The sequence below is a fragment of the Janthinobacterium sp. GW458P genome, from assembly GCF_002127585.1.
Lineage (GTDB): Bacteria > Pseudomonadota > Gammaproteobacteria > Burkholderiales > Burkholderiaceae_D > Janthinobacterium.
In genome coordinates, this window is sequence record NZ_NEGZ01000047.1 from 50972 (window position 1) to 72946 (window position 21975).

The window sequence follows — 21975 nt, forward strand, 5'->3', positions numbered from 1 at the left end:
AGGAGCCTGCCATGCGCCTGCAACAACTGATCCTGAACAATCATGCCGACTTCGACGCGGCCCTGGCGCCGCTGGCGCTGATGCAGCCGCACCTGGTGCTGGTCTTCGGCGCCTGCGCCTACTTTGCCGCGCCCGAACTGAGCGCGGCGCTGCGGCGCCGCCTGCCGGGGGCCGTCATCGCCGGCTGCTCCACCGCCGGCGAAATCGCCGGCAAGCGCGTCTACGACGACAGCTGCGTCATCACCGCCATCCGCTTTGCCCATACGACGGTGGCCATCGCCGACGCCATCATCTGCGACATGGCCGATTCGCACGATACGGGCGAGCGCCTGGCGCAGGCGCTGCCGCAGGAGGGCCTGGCGGCCGTCTTCATGCTGGGCACGGGCGTGGCCATCAACGGCAGCGCCCTGATCGCCGGCCTGCAGGCGAACCTGCCGCCCGGCGTGACGGTGTCCGGCGGGCTGGCGGCCGATGGCGGCGCCTTCCGCCAGACGTGGACCCTGGGTCCGCGCGGCGCGGCCGACAATACCGTCGTTGCCGTCGGCCTGTACGGCAAGCGCATCCGCCTCGGCTACGGCAGCCATGCGGGCTGGGAAGCGTTCGGCCCTGCGCGCAAGGTGACGCGCTGCGTCGGCAACGTGCTGTATGGCCTCGACGGCGCGCGCGCGCTCGACATCTACAAGCTGTACCTGGGCGACTATGCGCGCGACCTGCCCGGCTCGGGCCTGCTGTTCCCCTTTGAAATGCTGTCGGCCGCGCATGAGAAAAGCAATGTCTTCCGCACCATCCTGGCCGTCGACGAGGAACAGGGCTCGCTGACCCTGGCCGGCGACATCCTCGCCGACGGCTATCTGAAATTGATGCATTCGAGCACCAATAAACTGATCGACGGCGCGGAAACGGCCGCCCGCGGCGTCGCGCCGCAGCCCGACGCCGTGGGTGAGCAGCTGGCCCTGCTGGTCAGCTGCGTGGGGCGCAAGCTGGTCATGGGCGACCGGGTCGATGAAGAAGTCGAGGCCGTGGCCGACCTGCTCGGCGGCGGCGCGACCTGCATCGCCGGGTTCTACTCGAATGGCGAAATCGGCATCGCCCAGCCGCAGGGCGCGTGCCAGCTGCATAACCAGACGATGACCGTGACCGTGCTGAGCGAAACATGAACCGCACCCTCGCACGCCAATTGAGCCGGGTCTGCAACATCGACTCGGAGGGCGCCCGCGACGCCCTGCTGGCGCAGGCGCAGGCGGCGGGCGCGCTGCCCGGCACGCCGCCCGAACTGGCTGGCTTCCTGGCCGGCCTGCCGGCCCTGCTGCAGCGCATCGACAGCGCCTACGACCAGTCCGAGCGCGACCTGGACTTGCGAACGCGCAGCCTGGAGCTCAGTTCCACGGAACTGAGCCTGACCAATGACCTGCTGCGCACGGAACTGGCCAGCCGCAACCGCGTCCTGCAATCGCTGCGCGTGGCGGCCGCGCGCCTGCTCGACACCAACGATTCCGGCCTGCACCTGCCACAGGAAGGCGATGTCGAGGGCCTGTCGGTGCTGCTGGCCGACCTGGTGGCGCAGCAGGAACTGCGCCGCATCGAGCTGCTGAACCAGCGCTTTGCGATGGATCAACACGCCATCGTCAGCATCACCGACACGGCCGGCGTCATCATCTACGTCAACGACAAGTTCTGCGCCATCAGCGGCTACGCGCGCGAAGAGCTGATCGGCCAGACGCACCGCCTGATCAATTCTCACGCGCACCCGGACGCCTTTTTCGCGCAGATGTGGCAAACCATCACCACGGGCCAGGTATGGCACGGCGAAATCTGCAACCACGCCAAGAACGGCGGACAATACTGGGTGGACGCCACCATCGTGCCCTTCCTCGACGCGGCCGGCAAGCCCTATCAGTACATCGCCATCCGCACGGAAATCAGCGAAAGCAAGCGCATGGCCGAGACCATCGCGAAAAGCGAGCGCGAATACCGCAATGTCGTCAACAGCCTCAATGAAGTGGTGTTCCGCACGGACCTGCAGGGCGCCTGGACCTTCCTCAATCCGGCCTGGCATACCATCACCGGTTTTGCCATCGCCGACAGCCTGGGCCGCAACGTGCTGCACTTTATCGACGCACGCGACCGCGACCGCGCCGCCGCCGGCCTGGCCCAGCTGCAATCGGGCCAGGTGGACAGCATGCGCCATGAAGCGCGCTATGTCACCCGCGACGGCAACGTGCGCTGGATCGACGTGTGCGCGCGCGCCGAACACGACGGCCACGGGCGGCTGGCCGGCATCACGGGCAGCCTGACCGACATCACGGAGCGCCGCCTGGCGGCGCGCGAGCTGCGCCACAACCTCAATTTCGTCGACGCGCTGATCGAGACCATCCCGATTCCCCTGTACCTGAAGGACGTGCAGGGCCGCTACCTGCGCGCCAACCGCGCCTTCTGCGCCTTCTTCCAGCGCGCCCAGCCGGACATCCTGGGGCGGACGGCGGCCGACCTGCTGCCGCAGCAGGAGGCGCAGCAGGTGGCGCGGCAGGATGTGCGCCTGATGCTCGACAAGGGCAAGCAGACGTATGAAGACCGGCTGACCGTCGGCGCGCGCCAGGTCGATGTGCTGTTCAGCAAGGCGGCCCTGCTGAAGTCGGACGGCGGCTTGAGCGGCCTGGTGGGCACCCTGGTCGACATTTCCAGCCAAAAGGCGGCCGAACGCGCGCTGCTGCTGGCCAAGGAAGTGGCCGAATCGGCCAGCCGCTCGAAGAGCGAGTTCCTGGCCAACATGAGCCACGAGATCCGCACGCCGATGAACGGCATCCTCGGCATGACGGACCTGGTGCTCGACTCCCAGCTCGATGCCCACCAGCGCAAGTACCTGGAAATCGTCAAGGCATCGGCCGACGCGCTGCTGTGCATCATCAACGACATCCTCGACTTCTCGAAGATCGAGGCGGGCATGCTGACGCTGGAAAGCATCCCCTTCGACCTGCGCCAGCTGATGCAGGAAACCATGCGCGCCCACGCCATGCGCGCGCAGGCCAGCGGCCTGGAGCTGGTGCTCGACCTCGATCCCGCGCTGCCGCAGACCGTGCTGGGCGACCCTGGCCGCCTGCGCCAGGTGCTGACCAACCTGACGGGCAACGCCATCAAGTTCACGCCGCATGGCGAAGTGATCGTCAGCGCCCGGCTGCGCGCCAGCGGCGACGGCATGGCGCAACTGCAGCTGGGCGTGCGCGATACCGGCATCGGCATCGCCGCCGACATGCAGGAGGCCGTCTTTGACGCCTTCCAGCAGGAAGACGGCTCGACCACGCGGCGCTTCGGCGGCACGGGACTGGGCCTGTCGATCACGCGGCGCCTGGTGACGATGATGAAAGGCGAGATCCGCCTGTCGAGCGAACTGGGCAAGGGAAGCACCTTCAGCGTGGACCTGGCCCTGCCCGTCAGCGGCAACCGCCTGCCTCCGCCGCCGCCCGGCGCCTCGCTGGCGGGACGCAGCATCACGCTGGTCGACGACAATCCCAGCAGCCTGGCCATCCTGCGCAGGATCTTCGAGCACTGCGGCGCCACGGTCGCCGCCTGCGAGTCCGGCGAGGCGGCGCTGGACAGCTGCCGCGCCAGCCTGCCGACGGACTGCATCATCATGGACTGCGCCATGCCCGGCATGAACGGCTTCGACACGGCCACGGCCCTGGCCGCCCTGCCCCACTGGAGCCAGGTGCCCATCGTCATGCTGTCATCGAGCGGCAGCCTGGGCGACGCGGCGCGCTGCCGCGAACTGGGCATCCAGGGCTACCTGCTCAAGCCCGCCAGCGCCGAGGAACTGCTGAGCATCACCCTGAGCGTGCTGGGCACGTGCCGCGGCACGCCCGGCGCCGCGCCCGCGGCCACGCGCCACTGCGACCGGGACAGCATGCCCGGCCTGGACATCCTGCTGGTCGAAGACAATGCCATGAACCGCGAACTGGCCACCGTGCTGCTGACGAATGCGGGGCACAGGGTCGCGCATGCGGCGCATGGCCGCGAAGCGCTCGAACGCCATGCGGCCGGCCGCTTCGACCTGATCCTGATGGATCTGCAAATGCCGGAAATGGGCGGTTTCGAAGCGACGGCGCAAATCCGCCAGCGCGAAGCGCAGGGCGTGCCGAAAAGCATCATCATCGCCATGACGGCCAGCGCCTTCGAAGGCGACCGCGAACGCTGCATCGCCGGCGGCATGGATGACTATCTGTCCAAACCGTTCCGCACGGCCGCCTTCCAGAGCCTGATCCGGCAGCACGTGTTGCAAATAAGAAAACATGCGCCGCGCCCCGCCATGCCGCCTGACGCGGCGCCGCCGGCGACGCACAGCGCACCCGACTTTCACTATGGCGCCGCGCTGGCCAATGCCGACGCCGACGTGATCGCCATCATCGGCGCGTCCTTCCTGGCCGGCTTGCCGGCGCAGCTGGCGACCCTGCGCGCGGCCCTGCAGGCGGACGACCGGGCCACCGTCAGCCGCCAGGCGCATACCCTGGCCGGCTTGCTGGGCAACTTCCATGCCGTCCCCGCCATCGCCATCGCCACGGCCATCGAAGGCGAAGCGGCGTCCGCCGGGCCGGCGGCGCTGCTGGCAAGCGTCGATGCGCTGGAAGCCCAGCTGCGGCTGTTTGCGGAGGAAGCGGGAGCGGCCATCAAGGAGACGCCGCGCCTGCTGCACGCATCCGGGCAAACTTGATGTAGATCATAATTTTTTGAACAAGCTCTTGCTATCCTGTAAAAAAATAGCCGGAGCCCCTATGAGCATCACGCAGCACGCTACACAAGACAACGAACGCCTGGGCAGCGCCTGGCAAGGCGTGCCCGCGCCGTGCTACCCGGAAAACGCGCCCTCAGGCGCCACCCTGGACCTGTTCCTGAACGCCTGGCTGGGCAAGTTCACGGGCGGCATCTCCCCCGCCGCGCTGGGCAATGCCTATGCCGACTGGCTCAGCCACCTGGCGCTGGCGCCGTCGAAGCAGCAAACATTGCTGCAGGAAGCGTGGAAGAAGCTCGCGCGCTGGCAGCAGTACGCGCTGCAGTCGGCGCAGCCCGGCACCACGTTCGAGCAGCCGTGCATCGCGCCGCTGCCGCAGGACCGGCGCTTCGAGGACCCGGCCTGGCAGCGCTGGCCGTACAACCTCATCTACCAGGGCTTCTTGCTGCAGCAGCAATGGTGGCACCGCGCCACCACGGGCGTGCGCGGCGTCTCGCCGCATCACGAGGACGTCGTCACCTTTACGGTGCGCCAGTGGCTCGACATGCTGGCGCCGTCGAACTTCATGCTGACCAATCCCGTGGTGCAGGAAGCAACACTGCACAGCGGCGGCGCCAACCTGGCGCGCGGCATGCGGCACCTGGCCGAGGACTGGCGCCGCGCCGCCATGGGTCCCGCCGCGCCCGGCGAGGCAGCATTCCGGGTCGGCGCCGACGTGGCCGTCACGCCGGGCAAGGTGGTCTACCGCAACGACCTGATCGAACTGCTGCAGTACGCGCCGGCCACGGCAAGCGTGCATGCGACGCCGCTGCTGTTCGTGCCGGCCTGGATCATGAAGTACTACATCCTCGACCTGTCGCCGCATAATTCGCTGGTGCGCTACCTGGTCGCACAGGGCCACACGGTCTTCATGATTTCCTGGAAAAATCCGCTGGAGGCGGACCGCGAGCTGTCGCTGGAAGACTACCGCCAGCTGGGCGTGATGGACGCGCTCGACGCCGTCGCCCGCATCACCGGCGCGCCCCAGGTACACGCGGCCGGCTACTGCCTGGGCGGCACCCTGCTGGCGATTGCCGCCGCCACGATGGCGCGCGACGGCGACGCGCGCCTGGCCAGCATCACCATGCTGGCCTCGCAGGTGGACTTCAAGGAACCGGGCGAGCTGTCGCTGTTCATCGACGACAGCCAGGTGAGCTTCCTGGAGGCGGCCATGTGGAAGCAGGGCTACCTCGATACGCGGCAGATGGCCGGTGCCTTCCAGCTGCTGCGCTCGAACGACCTGATCTGGTCGCGCCGCCTGCGCCATTACCTGCTGGGACTCGATGAACAGGACAGCGACCTGATGGCCTGGAATGCGGACGCCACGCGCATGCCCTGCCGCATGCACTCGGAATACCTGCGCCAGCTGTTCCTGCACAACGACCTGGCCGAGGGCCGCTACCGCACGGCGGGCCGCCACATCGCCCTGCCGGACATCCATGCGCCCATCTTCGCCGTGGGCACCCTGACGGACCACGTGGCGCCGTGGCGCTCCGTCTACAAGCTGCAGCTGCTTACCGACACGGACGTCACCTTCCTGCTCACCTCGGGCGGCCACAACGCGGGCGTCGTCTCGCCGCCGGGCCAGCCGCGCCGCAGCTACCAGCTGGCCACGCACCGCCACGACGAGCCCTACATCGACGCCGACAGCTGGCAGCACGACGTGCCGCGCCAGCAGGGTTCCTGGTGGCCCGCCTGGCAGGCGTGGCTGGCGCAGCGCTCCGGCGCGCAGGTGGCGCCGCCGGCCATGGGCCCCGACCTGGGCGACGCTCCCGGCAGCTACGTGCTGCAACCTTGACAACCGAGACCCGACAACCGAGGAAAACGCCATGCCCTACACTACCCTGCTGGTCCATGTAGACAATTCACGCCACTGCGCGCAGCGCGTCCGCCTGGCCGTGCGCCTGGCCGTCGCCGAAGGCGCGCACCTGATCGGCTCGGCCATGAGCGGCATCTCGCGCTATGCGTACGGCGGCGTCAACGCCTTGCAGTTTGCGCCAGCGCAAATGCAGGCGCTGCGCGGCCAGGCCAGCGAGGCGCTGCACGACTTCGAGCGCATCGCCCGCGAAGAGGGCCTGGGCGCCTATGAAACGCGCTTCGTCGACGACGATGCGCAAGGCGCCCTGCTGCTGCAGGCGCGCTATTGCGACCTGGTGATCCTCGGCCAGACGGACCCGCAGGACACGCCCTCGCGCGTCATCGCCGGCACGGCCGAATACCTGATGCTCCATTGCGGCCGTCCCGTGCTGATGGTGCCGCATGCCCCTGCCGCCGTCCCCGCGCACACGGGCCAGCGCCCGCTGCTGGCCTGGAACGGCAGCGCCGAGGCGCTGCGCGCCATCACCGATGCGCTGCCGCTGCTGCAACGCGCGCAGCAAGTCACCCTGGCCGTCGTCAATTCGCACGCCCAGCCGGCCGCGCATGGCGAGCAGCCGGGCGCCGACCTGGCCCTGTACCTGGCGCGCCACGGCGTCAACGTCGACGTGCTGCAGCACGACACGCCGCCAGGCCAGGACGTGGGCGCGGCCCTGCTGGCCATGGCGGCGCAGCGCCAGTGCGACCTGGTCGTGATGGGCTGCTACGGCCACATGCGCCTGCGCGAAGCACTGCTGGGCGGCGTCACGCGCACGGTGCTGCAGGAAACGACCTTGCCCGTGCTGGTGTCGCACTAGCGCGGCCATGCGCTGGGAAAGATAAAGCGACGCCGGCGGCGGCGCGGGAAGGTCTACAATGGAGGCGCACCCGTCCGCCGCGCGGTTGCCCTAATGCAACTACGCGGTCTCCGCCGTTTCCTTTGCCATCAGGAGTATGCGCATGAGCCAGCCAGCCACCATCATCCTCGTCCACGGTTTCTGGGGCGGCGCCGCCCACTGGAGCCGCGTCATCGTCGAATTGCGCCGCAAGGGCCACACGGCCATCCGCGCCGTCGAGCTGCCGTTGACGTCGCTGGCCGACGACGCCGAACGCACGCGCAAGATGGTGGCGCAGGTGGAGGGGCCAGTATTGCTGGTAGGACACTCCTACGGCGGCGCCGTCATCAGCGTGGCCGGCAATGCGCCCAACGTGCAGGGACTCGTCTACATCGCCGCCTTCGCGCCCGATGCGGGCGAAAGTCCGGGCAGCATCACGCAGGAGCACCCGCCCCTGGGCGCGGCCAGCCTGCAGGGCGACAGCGACGGCTACCTGTGGGTCAAGCCAGAGCAATACCATGACAGCTTTTGCCAGGACCTCGATGCGGAAGAAGGCGCCGTGCTGGGCGTGATCCAGAAAGCGCCGCTGGCCGGCACCTTCGGCGACACCGTCAGCGACCCGGCATGGCGCCACAAGCCGTCGTGGTACCAGATTTCCAGCGCCGACCGCATGATTTCCCCCGTCAACCAGGAACGCATGGCGGCGCGCCTGCAGGCAAGAAAAGTCATTACGCTGAACGCCAGCCACGCTTCGCTCGCTTCGCGGCCCGTCGAGGTGGCGGCGCTGATCCTGGAAGCGGCGGGCGCCGTGGCGCAGGCATGAACGGCACGGGCAAAAAGAAGGCTCCTGGGGTTCAGGAGCCTTGTGGCGTCGGACAGGAAATGTGTGCCGCACCGGCGGCTCTGGGGTACAGCGCCGGCCGGACACGCCATCCACGCCAAGGAGGTTCAAGCACCGTCAACCACCTTCACTCAGACACTTCATCGTAGCAGCTTATTTCGCGGCAAAACTCTCCAATATTTGCATGGCCGCCGCCGCCCGCCGCTACAGCCAGCCGTCGCGCTTCAGGCGCCGGTGCAGCAGGTAGCAGCCGACGAGGATACCGGCGATCACGGCCGGATAGCTGCCGCGCCATTTCAGCTCCGGCATGAACTCGAAATTCATGCCGTACAGGCTGAAGACCATGGTGGGCACGGCCAGGATGGCGCCCCAGCCGGCCAGGCGCTTGACGACCTCGTTCTGGCGCAGCGAAATCTGGCCCAGCGCCACCTGCATGGCGGAATTGACCATTTCGCGCATCTGCCCCGCCGTGTGCGTGACCCGTTTCACATGGTCGAGGATGTCGCGGTAATAGATGCGGTTTTCCTTGGGCACGATATCGCCGTGGAAACGGATCAGCTGCGTGCAGATCTCGTGCAGCGGGTTGACGGCCGCGTCCAGTTTCAGCAGTTCCGTCTTGAGCTGGTAAAAATCCTGCAGCTTGTCTTCCGAGAGGCTGGGCTTGAACAGCTGGGTTTCGTATTGCTGGAATCTGGCCTGCAAATGGTCGATGCAGGGCTGGTACTGGTCGACGATGAAGTCGATGATGGCATACAGCACATAGCCGGGGCCGCTGGCCAGCTTGTCCGGCACGCTTTCCTTGCGTTCGCGCAACTTCGCATAGCCGGCCGAGGGGCCGTGGCGCACGGTGATAATAAAACGGCAACCAAGGAAGACGTGCGTCTCGCCGTAGACGATGGCGTCGCCGTCGAGGCTGGCCGTGTGCAGCACCATGAACAGGGTGTCGCCGTACTCCTCGAGCTTGGGCCGCTCGTGCGCCGCTTGCGCATCCTCGACGGCCAGTTCATGCAGGCCGAAGGCGGACTCCAGCGCACCCATGGCGGTGGCGTCGGGACTGGCCAGGCCGATCCACACGAAGCAATCAGGGTCGCCGAGGAAGTCGCCTACCTTGTCGATGTCGAAATGGGCGATCTTCCTGCCATTGCGATACGCTTCGCAATTGACGACGGCGGCGTGGGTACTGAGATCCATGGTGATTGTCGGGCGGCGATGTCGGGTCGTCAGTATAACGGAATGAAAATTATCACTCTGTTAAGTCGGCCACCGTCGCCCGCAACGCAGCTTAAAACAGGCCGAACAGCGATTTTTTCGGCGCCGTGCAGCTGGCGGTGACGGGCGCCGCGATTTCCTGCCTGGCCGCCGGGTCCGTCACATCGAGCAGCACCTGCCTGCATTTGTTGTCGCCCAGGAAACGGAATTCCACCTGGTATTTCTTGCCCGCTTCCGGCGTCAGCTGCAGGGTCAGGGGGCCGCAGGACCCGGCGCGCAAGCCGTGCTCTGCCGGCCAGTCGGCGTACGCCTGCACCCAGACCGGCTCGCCCGCGCTCAGCGTTGTCTCCACGGCCGGCAGCACGCCCGTCATGCGCCGCGACCGCTCGACCATCTTCGAGATAAACGGCAGCAGTTTTTCGCGCAAGGTCGTGGCGTCGTACACCTTGCCCGCCGGCGTAAAGTCCTTGCACTCTTCGGCGCTGCTGCTGGTGCCGTAGTCCACCACCATCTGCTCGCCCGAAGATACCAGGCTCAGCTTCGCAACGGCCGGCACGGCGGCCGCTTGCGCCACGGCAGGCGCCTCTGCCGTGGCTTCCACCGCCGGCTTCGCCACAACTTCGTCAACCGCCTGGGTCGCCCCGGCATGCACGCTGGCCGCAGCCAGCAAGACACTCAACATACTACGCACACTATGATTAGACACAAAGACACCCAGATTCAGAATAAGTTTAAATGGAACACTAGTTTATTCAATACAACTAATGTTGCCGTAAAAGATAACACATTAAATATTTCTATGTGGCAATTTTATGCCATGCAAGCAAGATCAGGCCCAGCCATCCTCATTGACATTCAGGCACGCCCATGTAAAATGAGAACCATTCGCATTTAAGAAGGACCAGCATCTGCCACGCATGGACTTCCGCGCCAACCTGGAGTGTGTCGTGACGTATGCCGTATCCCCTGCCGCCGATCCGCCAAGCCCGTATTGCCTCAGCCAGCTGTACGGCGAGCACCACCCGTGGCTGCTGCGCTGGCTGCGCGGCAAATTGTCGTGCACCGACCACGCGGCCGACCTGGCGCAGGACACCTTCGTCAAACTGCTGGCCACGCCCGCCGAACGCGCCGTCACCTTGCGCGAACCGCGCGCCTACCTGACCACCGTGGCGCGGCGCCTGCTGATCGACCATTACCGCCGGCAGTCGCTGGAGCAGGCCTGGCTGGCCACGCTGGCGCAGCTGCCCGCGCCCGCCGCGCCGTCGGCGGAAGAGCGTTTATTGATCCTGGAAACCCTGCACCAGATCGACGCCATGCTCGACGGCCTGGCGGCGAAAGTGCGCACGGCCTTTTTGCTGTCGCAGCTCGAAGGCATGGCGTATGCCGATATCGCCGCGCGCCTGCGGGTCAGCGAGCGCACCGTCAAGCGCTACATGGTGCAGGCGTTGGAACAGTGCATCGTGCTGCTGGCATGAGCACGGCCATCGATGCGCGCGCCGCGCGCGAGGCGGCGCACTGGATGATGCGCCTGCAGGGCGGCGAACTGGATGCCGCCGCGCGCCAGGGTCTGGACGGCTGGCGCGCCGCCCACCCCGACCATGAAACGGCCTGGCAGCGCGCCGAGCAGGTCTGCCGCGCCTTCGGCATGCTGCCCGCGCCGCTGGCCCTGCCCGTGCTCGACCGCCCGGCCGGCGCCGCCCGCCGCGCCGCGCTGAAAACCCTGGCCCTGCTGATCGTCGCCGGGCCGGCCGGCTGGAGCATGCTGAAGGTGGCGCCGTGGCAGGCATGGACGGCCGAGCTGCGCACGGCGACGGGCGAAATCCGCCGTCTCGCCTTGGCCGACGGCAGCGCCCTGGGCCTGAACACGGCCAGCGCCGCCGACATCGTTTTCAGCGCCAGCCTGCGCCTGGTCCTGCTGCGCGCCGGCGAGATTCACGTGGCGACCAGCCCCGATGCCCTCGGGCGGCCGTTCATCGTGCGCACCAGCAATGGCAGCATCCGCGCCCTCGGCACGCGCTTCACGGTGCGCCAGGACGACGGCCTGCTGGGCGCGCGCACCCGCGTGGCCGTCTCGCAGGGCGCCGTCGAAGTGCGGCCCGCCGAAGGCAGCCCCGTCATCGTGCAGGCGGGCTGGCAAGCCAGCTTCGACGCGTTGGCCGCCGGCGCGCCGCAGCCGCTGGCGCCCCGGGCCGATGCCTGGCTCAAGGGTTTGCTGTACGCGGACGACGCGCCGCTGGCCGACGTGCTGGCGCAGCTGGCCCGCTACCGCCACGGCGTGGTGCGCTGCGACCCGGCCGTGGCACGGCTGCGCGTGTCGGGCGTGTACCAGCTGCATGATACGGATCAATTATTATCACTATTGCAATCTTCGCTGCCCATCCGCGTGCGCCGCCACAGCCGTTTCTGGATTTCGCTCGAACCAGTATAAAAATTTCTGAAAAAAATGTCCCTTTCACGCATGTGCCCCGTCAATCCACACAGGACCAACACATGAACGAAGGGAAGCACCTGATGAAGCACTACCGCAACACCACCACGACCCTGGCCCTGCTGGGCAGCCTGGCCCTGACGCCGCCCGCATTCGCGCAGCAGCACCTGCCGCATCCGCAGAATGGCCCCGCGCGCCACTACCAGGTGGCCGCCGGCCCCCTCGGCACGGCCCTGTCCGCGTTTGCGGCCGACGCGGGCGTCAGCATCTCCGGCGCCGCCAGCCTGTACGCGGGCCTGGCGAGCAAGGGCTTGAGCGGCAGCTACAGCGTGGCCGACGGCTTCGCCCGCCTGCTCGACGGCAGCGGCCTCGTTGCCGTCGACCAGGGCGGCGGCAATTACGCCGTGCGCAGGCTGCCGTCGGCGGCCGAGGCAACCACCCTGCCCGGCATCGCCGTGCGCGCCACGGCTGAGCGCAGCACCAGCACGGAAGGGACGAATGCGTACACGACGCCGGCCACGGCCAGCGCCACGGGACTGGTGCTGTCCCTGCGCGAGACGCCGCAATCGGTCAGCGTCATCACGCGCCAGCGCATGGATGACCAGGACTTGCTGACGGTGCGCGACGTGCTGCGCAACACGCCCGGCATCGCCGTCAACCAGTTCGACACGGAGCGCAGCACGTTTTCCGCGCGCGGCTTCGACGTCGACAATTTCCAGTACGACGGCGTGCCCACCACTTATAAGGTGCAGTATTCGGGCGGCGAATCGGAAATGGATTCGCTGATCTACGACCGCGTGGAAGTGACGCGCGGCGCGACGGGCCTGCTGACGGGCGCCGGCTACCCGTCCGCCTCCATCAACCTGGTGCGCAAGCGGGCCAGCGCCAGGCAGTTCGAGGGGCAATGGTCGCTGGCGGCAGGTTCCTGGAGCGATTACCGCGGCACGCTCGACCTGGCCGCGCCGCTGAATGGCGACGGCTCCGTGCGCGGCCGCGTGGCGGGCGCCTGGCAGGACCGCAAATCGTTTACGAATGGCTATTCCAACCAGCGCCAGCTCGTCTACGCCACCGCCGAGGCGGACCTGGCACCCGGCACGGTGGCCACGGTGGGCGCCAGCTACCAGAAGAACGACCCGAAAGGCAGCAACTGGGGCGGCTTCCCGCTGTGGTACAGCGACGGTTCGCGCACCGATTTCGACCGTTCCGTCACCACGGCGCCCCGCTGGGCCGCCTGGGCCACCGAGCAGACCAACGTGCACGCCACCGTGGAACACGCGCTGGGACAAGGCTGGAAGGCGCAGGCGCAAGCCATGTACAGCAAGCACACGGAAGACACGCCGCTGGTGTTCCTGGCCGAACGGCCCGACCGCATCACGGGCCTGGGCATGCTCGGCTACCCGAACCGCTACATCGGCCAGCGCGACCAGAGCAGCGCCGACGTGAAGCTGTCAGGCCCGTTCAGCCTTGGCGGACGCCAGCATGAAGTCATCGTCGGCGCCAATTACACGCTGCAGCATGCCGAGTTCAGCGTCAAGGAGGCGCTCGATCCCGAACCGATCGGCAATTTCCTCGCCTGGGACGGCAGCTACCCGCAGCCGGCCTGGGGCGAACCGGTGCTGTCGGAAAAATACACGACCAGGCAATATGGTGCGTACGGCGCGGCGCGCCTGAACCTGGCCGACAACGCCAGACTGATCGCCGGCGGTCGCCTGAGCCGCTGGGACAAGGACCGCACCGGCTTTGACGGCAGCGCCCGCTTCGCCTTCGCCAAGAGCAAATTCGTGCCCTATGCGGGCGTGGTGCTGGACCTGAACGACACGTATTCGGCGTATGCCAGCTACACGGACATCTTCCGCCCGCAGGAAAACCAGGACCGCGCGGGCGCCTGGCTGGACCCGCTGACGGGGCAAAGCATGGAAGTGGGCGTGAAGGGGGAACTGGCCGGCGGCCAGGCCAACGGCTCCATCGGCATCTTCGAGATCAAGCAGGACAAGCTGGCCCAGCCGGACGGCGCGCACCGGGTCCCCGGCACCACCACGCAGGCATACTATGCGGCGCGCGGCGCCACCAGCCGCGGCATCGAGGCGGAATTGTCGGGCCGTCTGGCGCCCGGCTGGAACCTGACGGCCAGCGCCAGCCACTTCCGCGCCAGGGACCGCGAACAGCAGGATATCAACACCCTGTCGCCCCGCTCGACGGCGCGATTGTTCACCACCTGGAAAGTGCGCCCCGACCTCACCGTGGGCGGCGGCGTCAACTGGCAAAGCAAGTTCTACTTTGACGATGAAGGCACGAACGGCAAGGAGCGCGTGACGCAGGAAGCCTACAGCACGGTCAGCCTGATGGCCACGTACCAGCTGTCGCGCCAGCTGACGGCGCAGCTGAACGTGGAAAACGTGCTCGACAAGAAGTACATCAACATCAACACCTATGCGCAAGGCACGTACGGCGCGCCGCGCAGCGTGCGGGGGACGTTGACGTACCGGTTCTGATACAAGTTGTACAGCCATTAAGGGCCAGGCGAGCGGTGGCAACGGCTAAAACGCCGTTGCTACCGCTCGCCTACTGCATTCGTGCGTACATCACGCGCACCTCCACCCTGCGGTTCAAGGCATTGCATTGTTCCGTTTCATAGGAGGTGGTACTTGCCTCGGCAGGGCATTTCACGCGCAGCTCCCGCGCACCAGCCCCTTCCGCGGTAAATGTCAGCTTCTTTCCAGGCAGCGCAGTTCTGAGCACATTGACGATCGCCTCTGCGCGCAGCTCCGATAGACGCTGGTTATCCACGGCTTTTCCGGCAATGCTACTCGCGAAAGGACGGGCGTCACTGTGACCCCGCACCAGAATGTCACTGGGGGCGCCCGCTGCCAGAATGGCTGAGGCAAGAGCCTGCAGACGCGCTTGTGCCGTTGGCAATAATTGCGCACTGGCGGTCTTGAACAGCAAGTCATTGGAAAGATCGAAACAGGGATTCAGCGCAGGCCTGCTCTTGATGACACGCATCGTTGCCGCGTCCAGACGCAGGGTGGCAACCCTGAGGATGGTCGGCTCAGGGCTGAAAATGCCGGCCTCCGGCTTCGTGCGTACAGTGAACGTGACAAGCGACACGCCGCCAACGCTGGTCCACAAGACATCGGCATGATGTACCAGCAATCTGCCCCCGGCGCCCCTGCGGCAGTCAAGGATGGGGCGGCCGACGACTTCCGTGACGCGCTCGATTTCACCGAGCTCGCTCTCGGGCAATTCAATGCTCACGTCGGGAATACGCACACCCAATAGCTGAAAAGCCATATGCACCATATTCATGAACGGCCCGAAGAACAGCACGAGTACCAGCGGTGCCACGAACACTGCGGCAAGCTGCGCCAATCTGCGCTGCGGCTTCGGCTGCGCGCCTGCGACCGTGATACCCGCTTGCGTACCAGCCGTGCTTATAAAAAGGGTAAGGAAACCGGCACAAAAAAAGATCAGTATCAGCAAAAACAAGGAAGGTTGTGCGCCGGCGAAAGCAAAATGCAAGGACAGCAAAAAAAAGGAAAGCGATACTAGAAAATAGCCAACGCCATGCAGCCCGGCTGGAACGACAAACAGGGCCGCGCGCCCATGGAAGGCGCGCCGCGTGGCAATACACCGTTCCGACAAAGAAAGCAGTTGCAGCAGCCACAGTGCGGACATGGCCCCGAACAACAGGAAGATACAGTACAGAAAACCGAACATCAGTGCCACAAAGATAAAGAACACCACTTCCCCTGGCGTCAGGCCACTGGGGAAAAATTGAATGTCAAAAAGATAAGTCAGCGTGACGATGGCACCCGCAGCAACGGCCAGTTTATATGTCAAGGTCGTCACGAGGTCGAGGATCGCTATTTTCTTGCTCAGCGAATCGCTGCTGTACGTCGGGACAGGTGCCGCTCCTGGCGGGGGTCTCGGTATGATCACAGTATCGCCCTAATTCACGACAAGTCGTTTGACTCGCTTGGACAGATAACAAACAAACTCATCACGCCTTTGGCAAAGGCTGGAATGACGGGTCCATTCATACAAGTCTAGTGAGTCGTCACGCGGCTGTGCGGACGTCGCAGCGAAGCTTGATACGGATTAAACAAGGATGATAGAGCTTGAACGACTCGGCGGCGCTAACCCGTCGAAATGACCTTGTTCAGGGCGCGCCGCAATTCCTTCAGCCGGGGCGGCTTGCCCAGCACGCAGTTGACGTGTTCGGGATAGTCGCTGTCGGCTGAAAGGCGCTGGCCCCAGCCCGTGAGCATGATGATGGGCGTGGCCGGGGAACACTGGCGCACCGCGCTGGCCACCTTGCGCCCGTCCACGTAGGGCATGCCCAGGTCCGTGATGACCACGGCGAAATACGCGTGGCTGCCGTATGCGGCCCGGAAGCAGTCGATGCCGGCCTGGCCGCCGTCGGCGGACACCACCTCGTGGCCGTCGATTTCCAGGATGTCGCGCAGGGACTTGAGCACCATCGGGTCGTCGTCCACGACGAGGATGCGCAGGCGCGGCGGCACCACGTGGGCCGCCTCGTCCGGTTCGGCCACGTCCTGCGCCGCGTCGGCGGGAAACGCCAGGCGCACCGTCGTGCCCTGCCCCGGCGCCGTGACGATGTCGATGCTGGCGCCGTGACGCTCCATCATGCCGTACACCATGGCCAGGCCCAGGCCCGTGCCCCGTTCGCCCTTGGTGGTGAAAAACGGCTCCAGACAGCGCCGGCGCGTATTGTCGTCCATGCCGACGCCCGTGTCGCCGACCTCGATGCACACCTGCCGCGCCGCCCCCCCCGGCACGCCGACGCAGCTGGTGCGCACGCTCAGGGTGCCGCCCTCCGGCATGGCGTCGACGGCGTTGAAGACCAGGTTGGTCAGCGCTTCGCGGATTTCGCCCACGCTGCCGGGCAGCATGGGCAGCTCGTCCGCCAGCTCCGTGTGCAGGACGATGACGATGCCGCGCTGCTGCGGCATGTCGCTCCAGCGCGCCCGCGTCAGGTCCAGCACCTGCTGCACCACCAGGTTGGCGTTGATGGGCGCCAGCGCCAGCCGTGGTTCGCGCTGGCGGTAGAATTCGCGCATGCGCGCCACGGTGGCGGCCACGTCGTCGATGGCGCGTTCGATTACCTCCAGGCAATGCCGGCCATGCGGGCTGAGGCTCGTTTCCGTCTCCAGCAGCGATTCCGTGTACAGGGCCACGGGCGAAATGGCGTTGTTGATGTCGTGCGCGATGCCGCTGGCCATCTGGCCCAGCGCGCGCAGGCGCTCCTGCTGCATCGCCGATTGCTGCGTCTGGCGCAAATCGTCGTAGGCGCGCTGCAGCGCGCCGTAGAGCTGCGCCTGGTTGGCGGCCAGCGCCACATGTTCGCTCAGCTGGCTGAGGAATTCGCACTCGCCGCTGGTGAAGCTGTGCGCGGCGCGGCGCGCCACGATGAGGATGCCGAAGACCGTGTTTTCGGCCAGCAGCGGCGCCATGACGAGGGCGCGCAGCCCCCCTTGCGCCAGCCGCTGGGGAAACGGAAACGCCACCCCGGCGATGTCGGCTTCATACACGAGCTTGCCGCGCACGCAGCTCGACAGGCCATTTTCGTCGATGGGGATGTGCGCCTGCTCGCCCATCATGAACGACTGCGCCAGCGCCTCGCTGCGCACGCCCACGCACGTCACCTGCAGCGCGTGCTCGGACGGCCGGTACAGGCAGATGCAGCTGAAATCGATGGGCAGCTGGTCTTCCAGGCTGCGCACCACGACCTGGAAGATGCTGCGCAAGTCCTGCCGTTCGCCGATCGAGCGCGTGATCTGCTGCAGCAGGTTCAGGCGCTCGACCTGTTCATGCACCTTGCGCTCGGCCAGCTGGCGCTCGGCGATCTGGTTTTCCAGCGCGGTATTCGTCCGCGCCAGCTCATCGCGCGAGACGGTGGTGCGCCGCAGCTTTTCCGTCATGCCGTCAAAGGCGCGCGCCAGGTCGCCGATTTCATTTTTCGTGTGCACGCCGAGCGCAAAATCGAGCTTGCCGGCGCCGACGATCAGGGTTCCCTGGCGCAGCTTTTCCAGCGGTCCCGTGACGCTGGTGATGGTGAAATAGATCAAGCCGGCCACCAGCGCGATGATCATGCCGCCGAACAGCACCACGGCCACGTTGGCCCGCTGCTGCGCCGCCAGCACCCCTTGCCGGCTCAATTCGGACAGCCGCATCGCATCCGAGATCATGCCCTGCACCTTGCCCATGATCTGCCCGGACAGGCGCGACTCCAGCTCGCCGAGCACTTCGCGCCGCTGCGGGTCCTGCCCCAGTTCGCGGTGGTTGGCAACGAACAGCTCGAACAGCGTGCCCACGCCGGCCAGGTCGCCCTGCAATTCGCGCAGCAGCGCGCGCTCCTCGCCGCCGTTGAAGGCGGGCGTGGCCAGCAGCCCCGTGGCCAGCGACTCGCTGCGCAACTGCCACTGGGCGCGCGTGCGCGCGCCATGGTGCAGCGCGTATTCGATCGACAGGTAGCGCAGCGACGTGACGGCTTGCAGGATATCTGCCGCCGCCTTGTTTTTCGCCAGTTCGCGCTGCATCGCCATGGTGGTGGAAAACAGCACGGCGACGATGACGGCCACGAGCGCCACGCAAAACAGTTCGGCCAGCTTGAAGCGCGTCACGATTTTCACGGTGGTTTTCTCAATGAATGACCGTCACGGCCGATGGCGCCACCGCTTCCAGGCCGTCCAGGTAGACGGCGTCGAGGAAGTTCGGCATCTCGCCGCTGCCGGCCAGGCGGTTTTTGATGGCCCAGCGCGCCTCGTCTTCCAGCGCCAGCAGCAAGCGCTGGTCGAGCACGACGCCGAACTCGTAGCCGTGCCAGGCCGCCTGCAGGCGCGCCGCCTCGCTGGCCGACGCTTTGGAAAACAGGGCGCGCGCGGCATCGGGCTCGTCGCGGCAGAAGCGCGCGCCGGCGAGCAGCGCGCGCAGCACCTTGCGCACCGTGGCCGGATGGCCGCGCACGTAATCGCCCGTGCCGGCCACGTTAAACAGCCCCGCATACACGTCTTCGCCATAAAAGATGGCTGCATTGCCGGCGATGGCGTGCGTCATGCCCGTCAGGAACGGTTCCCAGCCGGCCGCCGCATCGACCTCGCCGCGCGCCAGCGCGCCGGCCAGCTGGTCCGGCGCGTAGTTGTGCAAGGTGACTTCGGCCGGCAGCAGCTTCTGGCGGTTCAGAAAGGCGTCCAGCGTGAACTGGCCCGAGGTGCCCAGGGTCACGCCGATGCGCTTGCCCTTCAGGCTGGCGGGCGTGGACACGCCGCGGTCCAGGCGCCCCACGATGCCGTGGTCGCGCTCGGCCTCGAAAATGCTGGCGATGATGACGACGGCCTGGTTTTTCAGGCTGGCCAGCACCACGGGAATATCGGACACGGTGCCCAGGTCGGCCGTGCCCTGCAGCACGGCTTCCATCGAAGCCTTGCCCGACGAATACGGCTGCAGCAGCGCATGGATGCCTTCGCGCGCAAAATACCCCTGGCCGCGCGCGGCCAGGACGGGGCAGCTGCCCACGTATTCCGCATTCACGGCCAGGCGCAGCACTTCCACGGGGCCGGGCGGCGGGCCGGCACGGGCATTGAGGCGCCAGATGGCCGCGGCGGACAGCGCCAGCAGCAGCGCGACCGCCGCCAGCCAGAGCCCGCGCCGCGCCGGGGCATTCATGCGCTGCGCTGCGCCGTGGCCGACTCCAGCGCGCTGTTGATGGCCTCGGAAAACGCGCCCACGTCGATCGGCTTGGTCAGATAGCGGTAGAAGCCCGCCGCCAGCCCGTGGCGCACGTCGGCCGGCCCCGCCACGGCCGTCAGCGCGATGACGGGGATATGCGCGGTGCGGGCATCGGCGCGCAGCACCTGCATGACCTGGGTGCCGCTGATGTCGGGCAGGTCGCTATCCATCAGGATCAGCTGCGGCAGGTGGCGGCGCGCCAGGTCCAGTCCCGTCTGCCCGTCGCCGGCCGACAGCAGGTCGAGGTCGGGGCGGAAATGGATCAGGCCCGCCACCAGCGTGACATTCAGGGGATTGTCTTCCACGTACAGCAGCGTCTTGCGTTCCGGCAACGGCAACGCTTCGGCCGGACGGGGAAATACGGGCAGGCGCGGGCTTTCCGGCTGCGGCGCCCGCTCGGGGCAACTGGCGATATCGAGCCAGAAAGTGCTGCCGCGCCCTGGCGTGCTGGCCACGCCTATGGATGCCTGCATGGCTTCGGCCAGGCGCTTGCTCACGACCAGCCCCAGGCCCGTGCCCTCTTCGTCGCGGGCATCGCGCCCCAGGCGGTTGAAGGGCTGGAACAGCGCCTCCAGCTGTGCGGCGCTCAGTCCGCCGCCCGTATCGCGCACGGACAGGCGCAGCCGGCGCCCGTCGACGGGCTGGCAATCGACGTGGACCTCGCCCTGTTCGCGGTTGTACTTGACGGCGTTCGACAGCAGGTTGAGCAGCACCTGCTTGAGGCGCGTGCGGTCGGCCAGCACATGCATGCTGCCCGCCTCGACAAAGGTCAAGGTGATGCCGCGCTTGCGCGCCAGCGGTTCCATCATCTGCCAGCATTCATGGTAAATGTCGGCCAGGCCCACCGCTTCCATCGACAGCGACAGATTGCCCGACTCGATTTTCGCGATATCGAGGATATCGTTGATTAAAGTCAACAGATGCCGGCCCGCGCCGTAGATATGCGAGGCAAAGGTTTTCTTTTCCTGCGCCGTCGAGGGAATGGAGTCGGACGTCAGCATCTGCGAAAAGCCGAGGATGGCATTGAGCGGCGTGCGCAGCTCGTGGCTCATGCTGGACAGGAAATTGGTCTTTTCCTGGTTCGCCCGCTCGGCCACCTCGCGGGCCAGGCGCAGATCCTGGTTCATGGCGTCGAGTTCGGCCGTATGCTGGCGCAGCAGCAGTTCCAGGCGCGCGTTGGCGATGCGCAGCTGGCGCGTCTCCAGCGCCCGCGCCAGTATCAGCAGGATGCCCGAGACCTTGAATGGCTTGACGACGTAATCGAGCGCGCCCGCCTGCATGGCCTGCACGGCCGAGGCGATCGTGCCTTCGCCCGTCATGATGATGCAGGCCAGGTCCGGGTCGAGCAGCCGCGCCGCCTTCACCACGGCGATGCCATTCATGCCCGGCATCATCAGGTCGACCAGCAGCAGGTCGAACGATTCGATGGCCAGCAGCGACAGGGCCGCCTCGCCCGACGCCAGTCCCGTCGTGTCGTACGCCTGCCCGCGCAAGGTGTCGCACAGGGCGCGCACGTGCGCCAGCTCGTCATCGACGATCAGTATCCGGGGCGGCGTTGTCGACCTGTCCATGCAATCTCCTGGCTGCATGATCTTGCGGGCCAGAAAACTGCCCCACAACATGCGTTCCGAGCATAACACCAGGAAATTACCAGAAATACACGCTTTGTCACATTTCGCGCAGCCGCACCATGCGCCGGGAGGCGCTCACGCCGGCCAGCGCCGCGTAGCCCGTGTGACGGGCGCAATGGTCGAGCGCCTGGCGCAAGGCCGTATCGACATTGCGCAGCGACATGTCGTGCCGCTGCGCCACCTCCTGGCGGCTCATCTCGTCCACGCGCAATGCTTCGAGCACTTGCTGGTGGCGCCGTGGCAACAGCGCGACGGCCTGCTCCAGCCGGCGCAAGTCGCCATGCAGCTCGGCCAGCCGCTCCGGCCCCGCCGCCGTGTCGGCCACGCCGTCGACCAGCGCCGCCTCGCCTTCTTCCTCATCCGCGTACAGCCAGGCGCGGCTGCGGCGCAGGCTGTCCGTGGCCACGTTGCAGGCCACGCGGAACACGTAGGCGACAGGGCTGTGCGCCACGGTGCGGCTGCCGCCCGCCGGCGCCTCGCCCAGGCGCAGCCAGGCGTCGTGCAGGCAGTCGCTGGCCAGCTCGGCGCAACCGAGGTGGCGCGCCAGGCGGCGGTGCAGGCTTGCGTAATTGCTTTCCAGCACTGCCTGCAGCTGGCTGCCCTGCCCCGGCGCGGGCGCCACGTCGTTGGCCGCCCGCGGGCGCAGGCGCACGGCCGGTCCCCAGGCG

15 protein-coding genes are annotated in these 21975 nt (G+C 66.9%); 8 read left to right on the top strand and 7 right to left on the bottom strand.

Going from position 1 to position 21975, the window contains the following annotated elements:
• Window positions 1-11: 11 nt before the first annotated feature.
• The 5 genes from CBW50_RS21350 (at window position 12) to CBW50_RS21370 (ending at window position 8272) form a co-directional block, all read left to right on the top strand.
• A complete protein-coding gene (locus CBW50_RS21350; RefSeq protein WP_086147407.1) occupies window positions 12-1157 on the top strand; it encodes an FIST signal transduction protein in 1146 nt (381 codons plus the stop codon).
• Window positions 1154-4702, top strand: a complete 3549-nt coding sequence (locus CBW50_RS21355; protein WP_086147408.1) for a response regulator — start codon at window positions 1154-1156, stop codon at window positions 4700-4702. The genes CBW50_RS21350 and CBW50_RS21355 overlap by 4 nt, the downstream gene beginning before the upstream one ends.
• Window positions 4703-4763: 61 nt before the next feature.
• The gene (locus tag CBW50_RS21360; protein ID WP_086147409.1) at window positions 4764-6557 is read left to right on the top strand and encodes an alpha/beta hydrolase; all 1794 of its coding nucleotides are present in this window, start codon (window positions 4764-4766) and stop codon (window positions 6555-6557) included.
• 31 nt (window positions 6558-6588) lie between these two features.
• The gene (locus CBW50_RS21365; RefSeq protein ID WP_086147410.1) at window positions 6589-7431 is read left to right on the top strand and encodes a universal stress protein; all 843 of its coding nucleotides are present in this window, start codon (window positions 6589-6591) and stop codon (window positions 7429-7431) included.
• Window positions 7432-7573: 142 nt separating this feature from the next.
• Entirely contained in the window at window positions 7574-8272 is a 699-nt protein-coding gene (locus CBW50_RS21370; protein ID WP_086147411.1) for an alpha/beta hydrolase, read from the top strand.
• 222 nt (window positions 8273-8494) lie between these two features.
• Here CBW50_RS21370 and CBW50_RS21375 read toward each other — a convergent pair whose 3' ends face one another.
• Window positions 8495-9481 carry a magnesium and cobalt transport protein CorA gene (locus CBW50_RS21375; protein ID WP_086147412.1) on the bottom strand — a complete coding sequence of 329 codons (987 nt, stop codon included), beginning with the start codon at window positions 9479-9481 and terminating at the stop codon, window positions 8495-8497.
• A 91-nt stretch (window positions 9482-9572) separates the two neighbouring features.
• Complete coding sequence (locus CBW50_RS21380) at window positions 9573-10181, bottom strand: hypothetical protein (protein ID WP_139842589.1); 609 nt, start codon at window positions 10179-10181, stop codon at window positions 9573-9575.
• A gap of 265 nt (window positions 10182-10446) precedes the next feature.
• Here CBW50_RS21380 and CBW50_RS21385 point away from each other — a divergent pair, with 265 nt between their 5' ends.
• The 3 genes from CBW50_RS21385 to CBW50_RS21395 all read left to right on the top strand — a co-directional run bounded on the left by CBW50_RS21385 (window position 10447) and on the right by CBW50_RS21395 (window position 14419).
• Window positions 10447-10974 (top strand): sigma-70 family RNA polymerase sigma factor, encoded by a 528-nt coding sequence (locus tag CBW50_RS21385; protein ID WP_253251967.1) that lies wholly within the window; start codon window positions 10447-10449, stop codon window positions 10972-10974.
• Complete coding sequence (locus CBW50_RS21390) at window positions 10971-11927, top strand: FecR domain-containing protein (protein ID WP_086147415.1); 957 nt, start codon at window positions 10971-10973, stop codon at window positions 11925-11927. The genes CBW50_RS21385 and CBW50_RS21390 overlap by 4 nt, the downstream gene beginning before the upstream one ends.
• A gap of 62 nt (window positions 11928-11989) precedes the next feature.
• A complete protein-coding gene (locus CBW50_RS21395) occupies window positions 11990-14419 on the top strand; it encodes a TonB-dependent receptor (protein ID WP_226935613.1) in 2430 nt (809 codons plus the stop codon).
• A gap of 70 nt (window positions 14420-14489) precedes the next feature.
• Here CBW50_RS21395 and CBW50_RS21400 read toward each other — a convergent pair whose 3' ends face one another.
• From CBW50_RS21400 to CBW50_RS21420, 5 genes are all read right to left on the bottom strand, one after another.
• Window positions 14490-15767 (bottom strand): OmpA family protein, encoded by a 1278-nt coding sequence (locus tag CBW50_RS21400; RefSeq protein ID WP_086147416.1) that lies wholly within the window; start codon window positions 15765-15767, stop codon window positions 14490-14492.
• 296 nt (window positions 15768-16063) lie between these two features.
• The gene (locus CBW50_RS21405) at window positions 16064-18580 is read right to left on the bottom strand and encodes an ATP-binding protein (RefSeq protein ID WP_086147417.1); all 2517 of its coding nucleotides are present in this window, start codon (window positions 18578-18580) and stop codon (window positions 16064-16066) included.
• A 10-nt stretch (window positions 18581-18590) separates the two neighbouring features.
• A complete protein-coding gene (locus CBW50_RS21410) occupies window positions 18591-19613 on the bottom strand; it encodes an ABC transporter substrate-binding protein (RefSeq protein WP_086147418.1) in 1023 nt (340 codons plus the stop codon).
• Window positions 19610-21247 carry a response regulator gene (locus CBW50_RS21415; protein WP_086147419.1) on the bottom strand — a complete coding sequence of 546 codons (1638 nt, stop codon included), beginning with the start codon at window positions 21245-21247 and terminating at the stop codon, window positions 19610-19612. Before CBW50_RS21415 ends, CBW50_RS21410 begins: the two co-directional genes overlap by 4 nt.
• 97 nt (window positions 21248-21344) lie before the next feature.
• A partial coding sequence (locus CBW50_RS21420) for a sigma-70 family RNA polymerase sigma factor (protein WP_139842590.1) occupies window positions 21345-21975 on the bottom strand: 631 nt, incomplete at its 5' end.